Origin of the sequence: Streptomyces bambusae (genome assembly GCF_019400985.1) — a bacterium.
Taxonomy (GTDB): domain Bacteria; phylum Actinomycetota; class Actinomycetes; order Streptomycetales; family Streptomycetaceae; genus Streptomyces; species Streptomyces bambusae_A.
On the sequence record NZ_WTFF01000002.1, the window covers coordinates 60,085 to 77,699 of the forward strand.

The 17,615-nt window shown below is 71.3% G+C and carries 13 protein-coding genes; 10 read left to right on the forward strand and 3 right to left on the reverse strand.

Annotated elements, in window-relative coordinates:
* Positions 1-23: 23 nt before the first annotated feature.
* From GPJ59_RS00655 to GPJ59_RS00680, 6 genes are all read left to right on the forward strand, one after another.
* Positions 24-1,064, forward strand: a complete 1,041-nt coding sequence (locus GPJ59_RS00655; protein WP_219664148.1) for an endo-1,4-beta-xylanase — start codon at positions 24-26, stop codon at positions 1,062-1,064.
* Complete coding sequence (locus GPJ59_RS00660; RefSeq protein ID WP_219664149.1) at positions 1,061-2,107, forward strand: Gfo/Idh/MocA family protein; 1,047 nt, start codon at positions 1,061-1,063, stop codon at positions 2,105-2,107. Before GPJ59_RS00655 ends, GPJ59_RS00660 begins: the two co-directional genes overlap by 4 nt.
* Positions 2,104-2,964, forward strand: a complete 861-nt coding sequence (locus tag GPJ59_RS00665; RefSeq protein ID WP_219664150.1) for a DUF6807 domain-containing protein — start codon at positions 2,104-2,106, stop codon at positions 2,962-2,964. The genes GPJ59_RS00660 and GPJ59_RS00665 overlap by 4 nt, the downstream gene beginning before the upstream one ends.
* Positions 2,916-3,704, forward strand: coding sequence for a cupin domain-containing protein (locus GPJ59_RS00670; RefSeq protein ID WP_258023648.1), 789 nt, complete (start codon positions 2,916-2,918; stop codon positions 3,702-3,704). Before GPJ59_RS00665 ends, GPJ59_RS00670 begins: the two co-directional genes overlap by 49 nt.
* Positions 3,704-5,185, forward strand: a complete 1,482-nt coding sequence (locus tag GPJ59_RS00675) for a non-reducing end alpha-L-arabinofuranosidase family hydrolase (protein WP_219664151.1) — start codon at positions 3,704-3,706, stop codon at positions 5,183-5,185. Before GPJ59_RS00670 ends, GPJ59_RS00675 begins: the two co-directional genes overlap by 1 nt.
* 216 nt (positions 5,186-5,401) lie before the next feature.
* Positions 5,402-8,026, forward strand: a complete 2,625-nt coding sequence (locus tag GPJ59_RS00680; protein ID WP_219664152.1) for an RICIN domain-containing protein — start codon at positions 5,402-5,404, stop codon at positions 8,024-8,026.
* A 385-nt stretch (positions 8,027-8,411) separates the two neighbouring features.
* On the opposite strand, the gene GPJ59_RS00685 is transcribed toward GPJ59_RS00680, so the two are convergent.
* Positions 8,412-9,218, reverse strand: coding sequence for an SDR family NAD(P)-dependent oxidoreductase (locus GPJ59_RS00685; protein ID WP_219664153.1), 807 nt, complete (start codon positions 9,216-9,218; stop codon positions 8,412-8,414).
* A 732-nt stretch (positions 9,219-9,950) separates the two neighbouring features.
* Between GPJ59_RS00685 and kdpB the strand changes: the two genes are divergently transcribed.
* A complete protein-coding gene (gene kdpB / locus GPJ59_RS00690) occupies positions 9,951-12,101 on the forward strand; it encodes a potassium-transporting ATPase subunit KdpB (RefSeq protein ID WP_219664170.1) in 2,151 nt (716 codons plus the stop codon).
* Between the two features lie 192 nt (positions 12,102-12,293).
* On the forward strand, positions 12,294-12,848 hold the full coding sequence (locus tag GPJ59_RS00695) for a hypothetical protein (protein WP_308120057.1): 555 nt from the start codon (positions 12,294-12,296) through the stop codon (positions 12,846-12,848).
* A gap of 196 nt (positions 12,849-13,044) precedes the next feature.
* On the opposite strand, the gene GPJ59_RS00700 is transcribed toward GPJ59_RS00695, so the two are convergent.
* Positions 13,045-13,359, reverse strand: a complete 315-nt coding sequence (locus GPJ59_RS00700; RefSeq protein WP_219664155.1) for a hypothetical protein — start codon at positions 13,357-13,359, stop codon at positions 13,045-13,047.
* 570 nt (positions 13,360-13,929) lie between these two features.
* A complete protein-coding gene (locus tag GPJ59_RS00705; protein ID WP_219664156.1) occupies positions 13,930-15,462 on the reverse strand; it encodes an alpha/beta hydrolase in 1,533 nt (510 codons plus the stop codon).
* 678 nt (positions 15,463-16,140) lie between these two features.
* Here GPJ59_RS00705 and GPJ59_RS00710 point away from each other — a divergent pair.
* Positions 16,141-17,226: an ATP-grasp domain-containing protein gene (locus GPJ59_RS00710; protein WP_219664157.1), complete on the forward strand. Its 1,086-nt coding sequence runs from the start codon at positions 16,141-16,143 to the stop codon at positions 17,224-17,226.
* Positions 17,227-17,397: 171 nt separating this feature from the next.
* Positions 17,398-17,598: an MbtH family protein gene (locus GPJ59_RS00715; RefSeq protein ID WP_219664158.1), complete on the forward strand. Its 201-nt coding sequence runs from the start codon at positions 17,398-17,400 to the stop codon at positions 17,596-17,598.
* Positions 17,599-17,615: the final 17 nt, after the last annotated feature.

The window sequence follows — 17,615 nt, forward strand, 5'->3', positions numbered from 1 at the left end:
GCCCGGCACCCGAGGAGTCCGTCATGCCCATGTCCCGTCATCTCATCGCCCTGTCCGCCGCCGTCTGCCTCGCGGCCGGCCTCGCCGCCGCGCCCGCGGCGGCCGAGCCCCGTCCCAGGACGCTCGGCGAACTGGCGAAGAAGCACCACAAGTACTTCGGCTCCGCCACGGACAACCCCGAGTTCACCGACGCCGCCTATCTGAAGCTCCTCGGCAGCGAGTTCGGCCAGACCACCCCCGGCAATGCCATGAAGTGGTACGCCACCGAACCCGAGCGCGGCGTCTTCGACTTCACCGCCGCCGACGAGGTCATGGCCTTCGCCGAGGCCCACCACCAGAAGGTCCGCGGCCACACCCTCATCTGGCACAACCAGCTCCCCGCCTGGCTCACCGAACGCACCTGGACCCCCGACGAGCTGCGCGCCGTCCTCAAGAACCACATCCAGACGGTGGTCCGGCACTTCAAGGGCCAGGTCATCCACTGGGACGTCGTCAACGAGGCCTTCAACGAGGACGGCACCTACCGCGAGACGCTCTTCTACAAGACGCTCGGCCCCGGCTACATCGCCGACGCCCTGCGCTGGGCCCACGAGGCCGACCGGCACGCCAAGCTGTACCTCAACGACTACAACGTCGACGGGATCGGCCCCAAGAGCGACGCCTACTACACCCTGATCAAGCAGTTGAAGGCCGACGGCGTCCCGGTGGAGGGCTTCGGCATTCAGGGCCATCTGGCGCTCCAGTACGGCTTCCCCACCGACGTCCGGCAGAACATGCAGCGCTTCGCCGACCTCGGGGTCGACGTCGCGGTCACCGAACTCGACATCCGGATGAATCTCCCGGCGACCCCTTCGATGCTCGCCACCCAGGCCACCTGGTACGCCGACTACGTCAAGGCCTGCCTGGCGGTCGAGAAGTGCGTCGGCATCACCATCTGGGACTACACGGACAAGTACTCGTGGATCCCCTCCGTCTTCCCCGGCGAGGGCGCAGCGCTGCCCTACGACGAGAACCTGCTGCCGAAGCCCGCCTATCACTCGATCAGGGAGGTGCTGGGCGGATGATCAGAACGGCGATCGTCGGAACGGGCGGGATCGCGGGCATCTGCCACGTTCCAGCCCTCCGGGCGCAGGCGCACCGCGCCCTGATCGTGGCGGCCGTCGACGTGGACGCCGCGCGCGCCGAGGCCTTCGCGGCCGAACACGGCATCCCCGCGGTCCACACCGACCTGCGCGCGATGCTGGAGGAGCAGCGCCCGGACGTCGTACACCTGTGTACGCCGCCGTTCCTGCACGCCGACCAGGCCGTGGCCTGCCTGGAGTCGGGGGCGTGGGTGTGGTGCGAGAAGCCGGTGGCGCTGTCGCTGGCCGAGCTCGACCGGATCCAGGCCGCCGAGGGCCCCGCCGCAGCGGGCGCGGTGTTCCAGCACAGGTACGGCTCGGGTGCCCGGTACCTGCGCGACCGGATCGTGGCCGGGACGCTGGGCCGTCCGCTGGTCGCGCAGTGCGTCACGGCGTGGTACCGCGACGACGCCTACTACGACGTGCCCTGGCGCGGCACCTGGGAGAGCGAGGGCGGTGGCCCGACGCTGGGCCACGGCATCCACCAGATGGACCTGATGCTCGCCGTGCTCGGCGAATGGGCCGAGGTACGCGCCATGGCCGGCCGCCTCGAGCGCGACGTCCAGACCGAGGACGTGTCCGCGGCCCTGGTCCGGTTCGACAACGGAGCCATCGCGACGGTCGTCAACAGCGTCCTCTCCCCACGTGAGGAGAGCTACCTGCGGTTCGACCTCACCGACGCCACGGTCGAGCTGCGGCATCTGTACGGCTACTCCAACGCGGACTGGACGTTCACCACCAGGTCCTCCGGCGTGACGTGGGAGCCGCCGGACGACCTGCCCAGCTCGCACACCGCCCAGCTCGCGGCCTTCCTGGACGGCTACGAGGCGGGGATCCGGCCCGACCTCGGCAGGCCGACCATGGAGCTGGTCACCGCCCTGTACAAGGCCGCGATCACCGGCCGGCCGGTCCGGCGCGGAGAGATCGACGCGGCCGACCCGTTCTACGGCTCCCTCGACGGAGGACGCCCGGAGGTGTTCCGATGACCTTCGAACTCCTCCGGAACGAGGACTCGCTGACCGTACGGGCTCGCGGCGTCGACCTCATCCGCTATGTGCACCGGCCGGTCATGGATCCCTTCGAGGCGCCGAAGCCCTACCTGCATCCGGTGCGCACGCTTGCCGGCGACGTGGTCACCGGGTACCGGCCGCACGACCATCGCTGGCACAAGGGCATCCAGATGACGGCGTCGTGGGTGTCGGGTCAGAACTTCTGGGGCGGCGGCACCTACCTGCGCGGCCGGGGCTACGTCGACCTGCCGAACCTCGGCACCATGCGCAGCCTCACCGTTTCCGCCGCGACCGGCCACGGCCGCGCCGTGATCACCGAGGACCTGGCCTGGCACACGATGGCGGGGGAGCACTGGATCGACGAGCGCCGCACGCTGACCGCACGCGACGTCGAGGCCGACTCCTGGACCCTGGAGGTCACCACCGCGCTGACCAACGTCCACGACACCGCCCTGATGTTCGGCAGCCCGGGCACACAGGGCAGGGACCTCGCCGGATACACCGGCCTGTTCTGGCGCGGCCCGCGCGACTTCACCGGCGGCGACGTGATCGGCCCCGCGATGGGCGAGCAGGGCGACTGGCTGGCCTTCATCGGCACGCACGACGAGGTCGACCGCTCCTCCACGCTCCTGTTCCTGGACGATCCGGACGCCCCCGGCCACTGGTTCGTCCGCAGTGAGCCGATCCCCGCCGTCAACCCGTCCCTGGCGTTCGGCAAAGAACTGCCGCTGGCCCCGGGCGACACCCTGGCGCGCCGCTACCGGATCGTCGTGGCCGAGGGCGCATGGGCCCCCGGGCGCCTGTCCCGCCATGTCGCGGAACACCCGTGGTGACAGCGCTCCCCGGCGGCGTGGGGATCTCCGGACTGACCGTGTACGACTGGGAGGCCGCCGACGGGCTGTGCGGCGGCACCCCCCACATGCACCTCGTCTGCTCCGAGGCCTACGTCGTCATCGGCGGCGCGGGCAGCGTCCAGACGCTCACCACCTCCGGCTTCGCCGACACCCCGCTGCTCCCCGGCGACGTCGTCTGGTTCACCCCCGGCACGATCCACCGCCTCGTCAACGACGGCGGCCTGCGCCTCGTGGTGCTCATGCAGAACAGCGGGCTCCCGGAGGCGGGCGACGCCGTCTTCACCTTCCCCGCTCCCGTGCTCGCCGACCCCCACGCGTACCGCAGGGCGGCCGCCCTGACCGGCGACCACGCCACGGCGGCGCGCCGCCGCCGCGACCTGGCACTCGAGGGATTCCTGTCCCTGCGCGAGGGCGGGCTGCGGGAGTTCCACACGGCGGCCCACCGCCTGAAGCGCGAGCTGCTGGACGCCTGGTGGATCCGCTGGCGTGAGGGCCCGCTGGCGGCGGCCGCCACGACCGGCCGTCAACTGCAAGCGCTGAAGGCCGGAGACCTCTCCCACCTCGGCCAGGGCGAAGTGTCACGACGGGAACGCCCTCAGCGCCAACTCTTCGGCATGTGCGGCCGGCTTCACACATATGCCGTCTCCGACTCCCCGACGCGGCCGCTCCGCGGTCCCTCGGGTTCACCTCACCCCCACACCTCGAAGGAGCACCGCTGATGCGTGTACGCCATCGGTCACCGATCCAACTGAAACGCCTGCTCGCCCTCCTTACGCCCTTGCTGCTCCTGGCCACCTTCTTCGGTGCCCAGCCCGCCGCCGCGGCGACCGTCGACACCAACGCCTGGTACGTGCTGGTCAACCGCAACAGCGGCAAGGCCCTGGACGTCTACAACCTGGCGACCGGCGACGGGGCCCGCATCACCCAGTGGACCAGGAACGACCAGAACCAGCAGCAGTGGCAGTTCGTCGACTCCGGAGGCGGTTACTACCGCATCAAGTCCCGCCACTCCGGCAAGGTGCTGGACGTCTCCGGCCGGTCCACCGCCAACGGCACCCCGATCGTTCAGTGGACCGACCTGAACGGCACCAACCAGCAGTGGCGACTGGCCGACAGCTCGGACGGCTACGTGAGGCTCATCGCGCGCCACAGCAGCAAGGCCCTCGAAGTGCAGGGCGCCTCCACCGCCGACGGCGCGAACATCGTCCAGTACGACGACTGGGGCGGTGCCAACCAGCAGTGGCAGCTCGTCAAGGTCGGCGGCGGAAACCCCGGCGCGTGCGCCCTTCCCTCGACGTACCGCTGGACGTCGACGGGCGCGCTGGCGCAGCCCAAGGCAGGCTGGGCCTCGCTCAAGGACTTCACCGTCGCCCCCTACAACGGCAAGCAGCTCGTCTACGCGACGACGCACGGCGCCGCGGGAACGGGAGCGAGCTGGGGTTCGATGAACTTCAGCCCGTTCACCAACTGGTCGGAGATGGCCTCGGCCGGCCAGAACACGATGGCGAGTTCCGCCGTCGCGCCCACGCTCTTCTACTTCGCGCCGAAGAACATCTGGGTGCTCGCCTACCAGTGGGGCAGGACCGCCTTCTCCTACCGGACGTCGAGCGACCCCACCAACCCGAACGGCTGGTCGGCGGAGCAGGAGCTCTTCTCCGGAAGCATCGCCGGCTCCGGAACCGGGCCCATCGACCAGACGCTCATCGCTGACGGGACGAACATGTACCTGTTCTTCGCCGGCGACAACGGCAAGATCTACCGGGCCAGTATGCCGATCGGGAACTTCCCGGGCAGTTTCGGTTCGTCGTACACGACGGTCATGAGCGACACGGAGAAGAACCTGTTCGAGGCACCCCAGGTCTACAAGGTCAAGGACCAGAACCAGTACCTCATGATCGTCGAGGCCCGGGGCGCGCAGGAGCATCGCTACTTCCGCTCCTTCACGGCCACCAGCCTGAACGGCTCCTGGACGCCCCAGGCCGCTACCGAGACCAGCCCGTTCGCCGGCAAGGCCAACAGCGGCGCCACCTGGACCAACGACATCAGCCATGGCGAACTGATCCGCACCAGCGCCGATCAGACCATGACCGTCGATCCCTGCAATCTGCAGTTGCTCTACCAGGGACGCAGCCCCAGCTCCGACGGCACCGACTACGGCCTCCTGCCCTACCGGCCGGGTCTGCTGACACTGCAGCGCTGACGACGTGACACCGGTCCGGCTTCGCAGTGGAGCCGGCGTGGCGGGCTCGGCGGACGGCCGAGCCCGCCCGTGTCACGCGAAAACATCCAGGTGACCTGAAAAAGTTCCCGGCTCAAGGCAACCCTTTGCGGCGCCAGTGACCACAAGGAGTCGGATCCGGCCGTCCGGCAGCCGGATCCACCTTTCCTCTGATGGCATGCAAGGAGAACACCCCCCATGAAGAACCCCACGAACGGCGGGCGCCGCGGACGTCACCGCCGCCGTTGGACCGGGACCGGACTGCTGCTCGGTGCGCCCACCCTCGTCGTGCCGTACCTCCTGTTCGTGCAGGACGACTCGCAGGCCGCGACGGTCGACGGCAATGCCTACTACCGGCTGGTCTCCGTACGCAGCGGCAAGGCGCTGGACGTCAACGCCTTCTCCACCGCCGACGGCACCCGCATCCAGCAGTGGACCGACCAGAACACCGCCAACCAGCAGTGGAAGCTGCGACCCACCGGGGACGGCTACTACGAGCTGGTGAACCGCAACAGTGGCAAAGTACTGGGCATAGCGGGCGATTCGACCGCCCAGGCGGCCGCCGCCGAGCAGCAGACCGACAGTGCCTCCACCTCCCAGGAATGGCGGATCGACGACGTGAGCGGTTCCGACGCCGTCGTCCTCACCTCCCGCCGGAGCGGCCAGGTCCTGGACGTCTCCGGCGGCTCCACGGCCGACGGCGCGGCAGTCATCCAGTACCGCGGCCATGGCAGCACCAACCAGCAGTGGAAGCTGGTGAGGACGGCCGAGACCCAGGCGCCCGGATCCGGACCGTACACGTGGCGAAACGCCCAGGTGGTGGGCGGCGGTTACGTCACCGGGCTGGTGTTCAACCCGCGGGCGCAGGGCCTGCTGTACGCGCGTACCGACATGGGCGGCGCCTACCGCTGGGACACCGGGGCCGAGCAGTGGATCCCGCTGACCGACTGGCTCGGCGAGAAGGACTGGAACCTGCTGGGCATCGACGCGCTGGCCACCGACCCCGTCGACCCCGACCGGCTCTACCTCGCCGCCGGCACCTACACCAACGAGTGGGCCGGCAACGGCGCGATCCTGCGCTCCCAGGACCGCGGCCGCACCTTCCAGCGCACCGACCTGCCCTTCAAGCTGGGCGGCAACGAGGACGGCCGCGGGGCCGGCGAACGGCTGGCGATCAACCCCGCGGACAACGGCACCCTCCTGCTGGGCACCCGCAAGAACGGCCTGTGGCGCAGCACCGACCACGGCGCGACATGGAGCCAGGTCTCCTCGTTCCCCGTCAAGGACGGGGCGAGCAGCGGCGCGGGCATCTCCTTCGTGACGTACGGCCCGGCCGGCAGCAAGACGGTCTACGTCGGCGTCGCCGACAAATCCACCTCCCTCTACCGCTCCACCGACGGCGGCACCACCTGGCAGGCCGTCCCCGGCCAGCCCACCGGACAGCTGCCGCAGCACGGCGTGGTCTCCGGTGACGGCTCGCTGTACCTGACGTACACCAACGCCCCCGGCCCCAACGGCGTGACGGCGGGATCGGTCTGGAAGTACGCACCGGCCGGCGGGACGTGGAGGAACGTCTCCCCGTCCCAGGGCGGCTACGGGTTCTCCGGCCTGGCCGTCGACCCGCGCCAGCCGTCCACGGTGATGGTCACCACCCTCGACCGCTGGTGGCCCGAGGACGAGATCTACCGCACCACCGACGGCGGCACGACCTGGAAGGCGCTGGCGGACAAGTCGGTGCGGAGCGCCTCCGCCGCTCCCTACGTCGGCACCCACACCGGGCACTGGATGACCGCCCTGGCCATCGACCCCTTCGACTCCGGGCACGTGCTGTACGGCACCGGCAACGGCATCTGGCGCAGCAAGGACGCGGGCGCCACCGACAGCGGCGGCACCAGCCACTGGACCTCGGGGGCACGGGGCCTTGAGGAGACCGCACTGATGGACGCGATCGCCCCGCCCGGCGGTGCCGCCGTCGTCACCGCCATGGGCGACCAGGGCGGTTTCCGCCACGACGACCTGACCAAGGTCCCGGCCGGGCGGCTGAGCAACCCGATGATGACCAACAGCACGGACATCGACTTCGCCCAGTCGACGCCCGCGATGATGGTCCGCGTCGGCCGGGGCGGCGCGCAGGACGGCGCATACTCCACCGACGGCGGGATCAGCTGGAACGGTTTCAAGGCCGAGCCGGTGGCCGGTGCCCAGGACGGACGAGTCGCACTCGCGGCCGACGGCTCGACCATCGTCTGGACCCAGGCCGGCCAGGTCCCGTACCGCTCGACCGACAAGGGGGCGAGCTGGTCGAAGGTCAGTGGCCTGGGCACCGACGCCGTGGTCGTCGCCGACCGCTCCTCGGCCGGAACCTTCTACTCCCTGTTCCGCGGCACGCTGTACGCCAGCACCGACGGCGGGGCGACCTTCACCGCCCGGGCGGCCGGCCTGCCCTCCGGCCGGCTCACGGCCGTCCCCGGCATCGCCGGAGACCTGTGGATCGCCGACGGCGGCCAGGGGCTGCTGCACTCCACCGACGGGGGCCGCACCTTCACCCCGCTCACCACGGTGAAGTCGGCCTCTGCCCTCGGCTTCGGCAAAGCCGCACCCGGTGCCTCCTACCAGGCCCTGTACCTGATCGGCACCGTCAAGGACGTCACCGGCGTCTTCCGCTCCACCGACAAGGGCGCCACCTGGCTCCGCGTCAACGACGACGCCCACCAGTGGGGCAGCATCGGCGGCGTCGGCGTCATCACCGGCGACCCCGACGTCTTCGGCCGCGTGTACATCGGCACCAACGGACGCGGCCTGCAGTACGGCGACCCGTCCTGACCCCGCCGCCCGGGCGGGGCCGCAGCCACAACGGCCTGCGGCCCCGCCACCTTCTGCGGCGGGGCGACGGGCCGGCCTCGGGTCCGGCGATGCGGGGCCGGGCGACAGCCGGTCGCGCAGCGCACGCGCTGACTCGCCGGAGCCGGCGAGCCCGGCGGGACCACCCCAACTGGCATGAATCCAGGCGTTCTCGGGGTGCAGTTCGGCCCCTCGATCACGAGGGTCCTCCGGACGGCGGACGGGTCTGGACGTGGGGCGGCCCTCTCGGAGGGCCGCCCCACGGGGTGGGCTGATGACTAGCAGGAGGGTTTGCTGCCGTGGTTGGAGCCCTTCTTGCGGCGGGCCCTCTTCTTGCGTGCGCGCTTGGACATGTCTGTGGATCCCTTCAGGCGGTGTGGCCGACGAGGAGGTCGGCGAGCTTGTTGAGGCGCTTGACGGTGCGGTCCTCGGTGGCGGCGGGGGCCGGGGCGACGCGCTCGGAGCGGTCGTAGTAGGCGCCGTTGACGATCTCCGTGGCCGGGTCGCAGAGCCGTACGACGTGCCGGGCGCCTTCGGCGGCCGGCGCACCTTCGTGCCCGTAGAGCGGGAGGAGGCCGGTCTCGCACACCCCGGGGTTGACGGAGACGGCGGTGACGCGCGGGTCGGCGGCGAAGACCGTCAGCGCGAGCTGCGACTGGGCGTAGGCGGCGAGGCGGGAGTAGCGCCGCACGCGCTGCGGGTCGTTCCACTGGATGGCGCCGGAGCGGTGCAGCGCGGAGGAGACGTTGACGACGCGGCCGCCCGGGTCGCTGGTGAGGGCGGGCTCCAGGAGGTTGGTGAGGAGGTAGTGGGCGAGGAAGTTGACCTGGAAGGCGATCTCGTTGCCGGCCTTGGGCTGGGTGTGGCGCTCGGGGGCGGCGATGGCCGCGTTGTTGACGAGTACGTCCAGGCGCGGGTGGTCGCGTACGACGGCGTGGGCGAGGTTCTCGACCTCCTCCAGGCGGGTGAAGTCGGCGGCGAGCGGCCGGAGCTGGGCGCCGGTGATGCCGGAGGTGGCGATCAGCCGGTCGGTGGCGGCCTGGGCCTCCTCGGGTGTGCGGCCGTGGAGGAGGACGGTGGCGCCGTGTTCGGCGAGCCGGCGGGCGGTCTCGTAGCCGATGCCGGAGGTGGCTCCGGTGACGAGGACGGTACGGCCGGACAGGGATGAAGACATGGCGGGTTCCTGGATGAGGGCATGCCTGACGTGCCCGGCACCCCGGCGCGAGGCGGGGGGCGTGGGCTCAGGTCATGCGGTGAAGGTGAAGGTGAGGATGCGTACGGAGCCGCGGTCAGCGCCCATCAGGGGGCTGGTGGCAGGTACGCGGAGGACGCGCGGCCGATGTCAGAGGGCGGCCGGGCGGACAGCGGGCGCCGTCGGCTGCACCGGATTCGGTGGCCGATCGTCGTAGCGCGGACCGCTGTTCATGTCGCAATCCCAGCGCATCGGGGACACGGAGGCAAGTGGCCGGGCGGCTTCTTGACGGCGTTCTGATGACTCTTCGCCAGGGGCGCGTCAAAGATCGACTTCCGCGCGGAAGGAACCCGTCGACGCCCGGGCGGCGCAGGCGTCGTCGCCCATGTGGTCCCGCCGCGACGCCGACGCCGTGATCTGCCGGCTGCGCTTCCGGATCACCTCCGACACACACTGACGGGCGTTGACGCACCTCTGACGGCGACTTGACGCGCCTCGTGCGCCGCCATCAAGAAGGTGCCAATTCCCGCGTTCACATCGGCATTTCCCATGGAACGGGCAGTAGCTTCCTGCCTGTCGCGCCGCCGGGGACCTCGAATGCTCACATGACGGCCGAGGGGGTCCATGGAGACGGTCCCCGGCGGCGACACCCCTCCCGCCCCCGGCCACCAGCCGCCAGGGCTGCCACGCCTCAAACCCATCCAGAAGGTCTTCATGCCTCCCGCCGCCGCGCAGCACGTTCCTCCGGGTCTCGGGACCCCTCCGCGGACTCCGACCAACCGACCGTCCCGGAAACGCCCCGGCCAGGTGAACGCGGTGGACCCCGAGCTCCTGGCCGCCTCCGCGCGAGAGGCAGTCGGCAAACTCCACCCGCGCGAACTGGCGAAGAAGCCGGTGCTGTTCGTCGTCGCCGTCGGATCCGTGCTGACCACGCTCTCGGCGCTCATCCACCCGTCCGTGTTCACCTGGGTGATCAGCGTCTGGCTCTGGCTGACGGTCCTCTTCGCCAACCTCGCCGAGGCCGTCGCCGAAGGCCGGGGCCGGGCCCAGGCCGAGTCGCTGCGCAAGGCCCGCACGGACACGGTCGCCGTGCGGCTGAACCACTGGACGTACGGCGCGAACCTGCGGCACGCGGAGACCGAGGTGGTCACGCCCGCCGAGCTCCAGCCCTTCGACTTCGTCCTCGTCGAGGCCGGCGAGCTGATCCCGGCCGACGGCGACGTGGTCGACGGGGCCGCGATGGTGGACGAGTCGGCCGTCACCGGCGAATCGGCCCCGGTCCTGCGGGAAGCGGGCGGCGACCGGTCCGGGGTCACCGGCGGTACGACCGTGCTGTCCGACTCGGTCGTCGTACGAGTCACCTCGCGCCCGGGGAACAGCTTCATCGACCGGATGATCGCCCTGGTCGAGGGCGCCACCCGGCAGAAGACCCCGAACGAGATCGCGCTGAACATCCTGCTGGCCGCCCTGACCGTCGTCTTCATCCTGGTGGTCGTCACCATCCAGCCGATGGCCGCCTACGCGCACGCCGCCCAGTCCACGACCGTCCTGGTCGCCCTCCTCGTCACCCTCATCCCCACCACGATCGGCGCCCTGCTGTCGGCGATCGGCATCGCGGGCATGGACCGGCTCGTCCAGCGCAACGTCATCGCCATGAGCGGACGCGCGGTCGAGGCGGCCGGAGACGTGAACACCCTGCTCCTCGACAAGACCGGCACCATCACCCTCGGCAACCGCGAGGCCGCGGCCTTCATCCCGCTGCCCGGCGTGGACCACCTCAAGCTCGCGGACGCCGCCCAGCTGTCCTCGCTCGCCGACGAGACGCCCGAGGGCCGGTCCGTCGTCGCGCTCGCCCAGCAGTACGGACTGCAGCCGGCGACCGCGGAGGACCTCAGCAATCCGCGGTTCACCGAGTTCAGTGCCCGGACCCGGATGAGCGGCGTGAACCTGAGCTGGGCGGGCGGGGCCGGCTGCGCCATCCGCAAGGGCGCGACGACGCAGATCTGCGACTGGGTCACCCTGCGCGGCGGGACCGTACCGCCGGAGGCCGAGGCGTGGTCGGCCGTCGTATCGGAATCCGGGGGTACGCCTCTGCTGGTGGCGGTCCACGACTGGGACGGGCCGAGGGTGCTCGGCATCATCCACCTCAAGGACGTCGTCAAGGAAGGCATCCGGGAGCGGTTCGCGGAGCTGCGCAGCATGGGCATCCGTACCGTCATGGTGACCGGCGACAACGAACTGACGGCCCGCGCCATCGCCGTCGAGGCCGGGGTCGACGAGTACCTCGCCGAAGCCACCCCCGAGGACAAGCTCGCCCTCATCAAGCGGGAGCAGGCGGGCGGCAAGCTCGTCGCGATGACCGGTGACGGCACGAACGACGCCCCGGCGCTCGCCCAGGCGGACGTGGGCGTGGCGATGAACACGGGCACCTCGGCCGCCAAGGAGGCCGGGAACATGGTCGACCTGGACTCCAACCCCACCAAGCTCATCGACATCGTCGAGATCGGCAAGCAGCTCCTCATCACCCGGGGAGCCCTGACCACCTTCTCGATCACGAACGACGTCGCGAAGTACTTCGCGATCATCCCGGCCATGTTCACGGCCGCCTACCCGGGCCTCGAAGCCCTCAACATCATGGGCCTGAGCAGCCCGACCTCCGCCATCACCTCGGCGATCATCTTCAACGCCCTGATCATCATCGCCCTCATCCCGCTCGCGCTGCGCGGCGTCCGCTACAAGCCGGCCTCCGCGCACGACCTGCTGCGCCGCAACCTCGGCGTCTACGGCCTCGGCGGCCTGATCCTGCCCTTCGTCGGCATCAAGCTCATCGACCTGCTGGTGTCGGCCATCCCCGGCCTCGGCTGACATCGGCCAAGGGCGCCGGACCCCTGCTTCGCCGCCGCGTGCGTTCCGGCTGTGCCGGGTACCCCGTGCAGCCGGTGGGCGGGTGGTTGGCAGGATGAAGGCTTTGGTCGCGGGGGCGGTTTGCCGCCCGCAGGGAAAGTGAGTTGAAGATTGCGTACGTGGACACGGGCTGCACGGGCGGCGGTCAGTGGTGTGACTCTGGCTGTCGTGCTGACCGGCTGCAACGGTATGGACGTGGGGAAGGGCAGCGGCTCTTCGTCGCCGAGCCCCGGTGCGAGCGCCAGGACGACGTTCAAGCTGGGTGAGGCCGGCCCGGAGATGGAAAGCGCGAAGCAGAAGTCGGCGGATGCCAAGTACACGGTTGCCCCCACGCGGGTGGAGACCGGCACCAAGGCCGACATGGACGGCTCCGGGCTGCGGAAGGACGACAAGGACGGCCCTCGGATACCGGTGTTCGTCTGGTCCACGCTCACCCACAAGAGCGGCTCGGCCATGGAGGTCGGAGACATGGACGACGACCTGGTCGTCCGGACGAACACGGGCTACCGCACCCGGCCTCTGATCGTCTTCATGGGCTCGGCCACATGGCCCAACTGCCCTGCGACGGATGACAGCAAGCAGCTCAGCGCGGGCCAGTCGGAAAAGGTGTGTACCGCCTTCCTCATCCCTGAGGGCCAGACCGCCGCCGCGGTGGAGGTGACCCGGGGCTTCCACGCGAAACCCCTGGAGTGGCCGCTCAACGGCTGAGACGCACGGCCGGTCCTGACGCCCGTGTGCTGCCAGGAGGCGGCACACGGGCGTCCCTGGACCCCGGTCGGCGGGGAGACGGCAGGGGCCGCCGATTCAGGCCGGGATCACCGCAACGGCCGGATCCTGACCGGCTTTTGCCCACACCGGCAGCAGGCCGCCGACGCGTGTGTCAGGGGGCGGACCGTGCGCTGGTTCACGTGGAGTGCGCCACGATCTGGAAGACCACCCAGCAGGCCCAGGCCAGGGGAATGAGGGCCACATACGCATGCGGGCGGCGGAGCACCGGTCGGCCCGCGTCGAGGTGGACGTGTCCCGGGGCGGGCGGCGAGGGGGGAAGCTTGCTGTACTTCAGGTAGGAGAACAGGTTCCACAGGAGTGTGAACGGGTTGAAGATCACCAGCGAGAGCGGCCCCCACCAGCCCAGGCACAGCGCTCTGGTGGTCATCTGCCGGACGACGGCCGTGCCGCAGGCCCGGCAGAACGGCCCGTCCAGATGCTCGAACCTCATCACGATGAGAATGCCCACGTGCGACCGGATCTTGAAGTTTCCGGCACTCCGGCCGCCACAGGCGCGGCAGGCAGGCTGCGCGTGAGCGGTGGGAGCCGGCGTGCCGTAGCCGCCGGGCGCGGGCGTGAAGCTCCCCGGTGCCGGGTGGTAGCCATGACCTCCGGGTGCGTTGTACGGGTTGCCGGTCACAGGGGTGTGGTCGGCCGGGTGGTGCGGTGTTGCCATGATGGGACAGGTCTCCGAGCTGCTCGTGCGTGCTGACACCAGCCGCGGACGGCAGGCGCTCACCGGTGGGGGCCGGATGAGTACGCCGACCGCGGTGGCTTGAGTACAAGAGCCGAGACGACCGGCCGGGGTCTGCGGTTCCATCAGGCGCCCTGTCACGGGACCCGGATGTGGGCGGAGCGACGGCGCCGAACGCTCCGTCGTCGCGAAGGCCATGCCCGCTTCTGCGCCCGCCGGCAGCGCGACGTCGCCGGCGCGCTTGATGCGTCGGCCTGCTGCCGGCGCCCGAGGCGGCGGCGCTGCGACTCGGCGTCCCGCTCAGGCGGTTCGGGACCTTCGGTACGTTCAGTCGGTGCAGTCCGTGTCCTGGGCGGGGCGCTTGCCGGTCGTCAGGAATTCGGTGACCAGGCGGTTCCCGCACGCGTTGCCGTTGGTCAGGTACATGCCGTGGCCGCCCTGGTCGACGGAGACCAGGCGGGCCCGCTCGCCGAAGGCCTCGCGCATCTTCAGGGCGCCCGCGTACGGGGTCGAGGGGTCGCGGCGGCTCTGGACCATCAGGATGTTGGACGGGCCGGCGGAGGTGATCCGGGTGGGCCTGTGCTCGGGCTTGTTCTTCCAGAAGGCGCAGGGCGTCACGTTCGCCGGCATACCGGCCGTCAGCGGGTGGGCGGCTCGGTCGGCGGCCACGGCCCGCTCGTGGCGGGCCGTCGGCGTGCGCCCCCAGTCGACGTCGTTGCAGATCACGGCGATGGTGAGCGCGGCGTCCTCGTCGCGCAGCGGCTGGGCCAGTTCGGGCGGCAGGACCGGGGTCTGCCGCGGATCCCGGGCCGCTTGGACGAGCCGGGCGAGGGCGGGGAAGTTCGCGTCGCCGTACAGGGCGTTCTGCAGCGCCTGGCGCAGTCCGTTGCCGGTCAGCGGCGTGCCCGGCGTCGTCGACGCCTTCGGCGCGCGGTCCAGCTCGGCCGCGAGCGCCAGCACCAGCGGCCGCACCTCCTCGGCCCGCTCCGCCAGCCGCAGGCCGTCGCGGTCCCGGTCGGGACGGGCCGCCCACGCGGCGAAGTCCGGGAAGCGGTCGTCCATGCCCTGCGCCATGTTCGCCAGCCAGCCCTTCGCGAGCCGTTTCGGGTCGGGGTCGCCCATGCTGTCGAGCACCCAGCGATCGGTGTGCTGCGGGTAGCGCTGCGCGTACACGGCGCCGACGTACGATCCGTACGAGACGCCCCACGCGGACAGCGTGCGCTCGCCCAGCGCCTCGCGCAGGAGGTCCATGTCGCGGACCTGGTTGGCGGTGGTGAAGCTGCGCAGCACGGCGCCGCCGGCCCGGTCGCAGGCCTCGGCGGTCCGCCGGGAGCGGGCGACGTTCTCGGAGATCCCGCCGCCCGGGGCCGGCCACGACCTCAGCGCCGTCAGATAGCGGTCCTCGGGGGCGAGGCCGCAGCTCGCGGTGGTGCTGCCGCCGACGCCGCGCGGGTCGAAGGCGACGAGGTCGTAGGCGCCCGCCAGTTCCCGCTGGAGCGCCGCGCCCTTCTGCGTCAGCCGGCGCACCCCCGAACCGCCCGGGCCGCCGGGCAGGACGACGAGCGTGCCGCGCCGGGCGGCGGGCCGGTCGCTGCGGATCCGGGAGACCGCGATACTGACGTGCGGTCCCTGGGGGTCGGCGTGGTCCAGCGGCACCTCCAGCTGCGCGCATTCCTGCGTCTCCGGGCCCTCGGGGACGGCGCACGGCCGCCAGGTGAGTTCCGGGACGTAGGCGCGGGCCGGAGCGCCGGCGCGGGACGGAGTGGCTGCCGCGGCGGGCACGGCAGTGGGCGCCAGGGTGGCTGCCGCGACGGCGGTGGCGGCGATGAGCAGGGCGGTCCTCTTCGGGTGAGTCGTCATGCGTCAAAGCCTTGTTGACATGGCGTCACGCCCCCATCCGGCAGCCCGCCCGAACCGGGGTGGGGCCAGCCCCACCCAGCCGGCACCGGCACGCATCCCTCCGACCGCCCGGCCGGCACCTGCCTGTCCGGGAACCCGGCTCCCTTTTCCATAACCTGGAGTTGGGGGTCTTATCAGCCGTCGGAATGCAATTTTTTGCACGGTGACCCAGCTCACGCCCAAGGTGGCTCCACGAGTTGTTGACGCGACCGCCGGCCCGTGATTAACGTCGCATTGCCGCGCACCGGTCGTGGCTCGATCTTCGAATATTCACGTGGGGAAACCGGTGGCAGCGCCTCCCGAAATTTCGGGGACCGGCTGCCAGGGGGGAAGCGTTTGCATTCCGGGGGATCTCATCGGCGCCGGCGGACGCCCGCGAACTGATCCGCTGCCGGGCACGATCCGCCGCTGCCTTCCGCGGCCGGGGCCCGGACGCCTGCCGTACGTGAGCCGCCCGACCGTGGCGGCCACGCCGTGTCCGCCGGTCCGGCGCGCACACCCACGACTGCACGGCAGCACCGCCGGCACCGACGCGCCGGCGTCGAGGGGGAATTCGTTGCCATGGAAAAGATCGACAGGAACGGGCCCGTCGTCCTCATCGGGGCGAAACCCGTGGACGGTTTCCGGACACTGGCCCGCATGAACATTCCGTTCCTCTGGATCGTCGATCCGGAGGAGAAAGCTCCCGCGACCGTCGCCGGGGCGATCGACGTCATTCACGCGCCCTACCGGAATGATCCCCTCTGCGTGCTCGGAATACCGCTGCCCGTCTCCGTGCGCGCGGTCCTTTCCTTCACCGAGCTCGGCTCGCTCCCGGCCGCCCTCCTCTCCGAGGCCCTCGGCCTGCCGACCGTCCCCGTCCGCGCGGTGCTGCGGACCCGGGACAAGCTGCTGATGCGCCGCACCCTGGCCGGGGTGCTGGACCAGCCGGCGTTCGGCGTCGTCGGCCGGGACGAACCGGCCCCCGGCGACTTCCCCCTCGTCGCCAAGCCCGTGGACGGCTCCGGCAGCCGCAACGTCGAGTACGTACCCGATGCGACCGCCCATGCGCAGCGGCGGACCGCGCTCGCGGGACACCTGTGGGAGTCCTTCCTCACCGGCGTCGAGTACAGCGTCGAGGCCGTCTCCTTCGAGGGCCGCCACCGGATCCTCGGCATCACCCGCAAACGGACCAACGGCCGGCCCTACTTCATCGAGACCGGCCACGAGGTGCCCGCCGCACTGGGCCCGCAGGAGGAGCAGGCGATCCACAGCTGCGTCCGGCGGTGCCTGGACGCCCTGGAGATCACGGTCGGGGCCTCGCACACCGAAGTCATGGTCGAGGACGGGCGGGCCGTACTGATCGAGACCCACACCCGCGGCGGCGGCGACCGGATCCCGCTGCTGACCCGCCTGGTGACCGGCGCCGACCAGTACGAGCTCGCCGTGCAGTCGGTCCTGCCCTGGGCCCCGGTGCGCACCACCGCACCCGAGTTCGGCTGCGCCGAGGTGCGGTACTTCCCGTGGCAGGACGTGACGGTCGACGCGGTGGACGGCCTGGCGGACTGCCGGGCGGCCGACGGCGTGGTCGAGGCCGAGGTCCAGGTGGGCGCCGGGGACCGGATTCCGGTCTGGCGCTACAGCCACGAACGGCCCGGCCATGTCGTCGTCGGCGCCGACGACCGCGACGAACTGCGCCGTCGCGTCACCGACGCCGTGGCCCGGGTGCGCCCACGCTTCCGCTGACCGAACCCCCCGCCCTGCCCGCGCTTCCGCCGACCGACCTCCGCCCCGCCCGCCACGCGGCCGCCTTCCGGCTGCCCTGACCGCTGCCCCACGACACCGCTGCCGCATGACTACTGCCCGCGACACCGCAGCCCCGCGCCTTCCCCGAACCACCGTCCGACGAGGAGACCCATGGCCACCAACCCGTTCGAGGACCCCGCCGGCAGCTACCTCGTCCTCGCCGACGCCGAGGGCCGTCACTCGCTGTGGCCCGCCCACCTGCCGGTCCCCGCCGGCTGGTCCCGCGTGCACGGCCCGCAGCCGCGCCCGCGCTGCCTCGCGTACGTCGAGGAGAGCCGGACCGACCCGAACCGCCCGGCCGCCGCACGCTGACCCAGGACAGGAGCCGT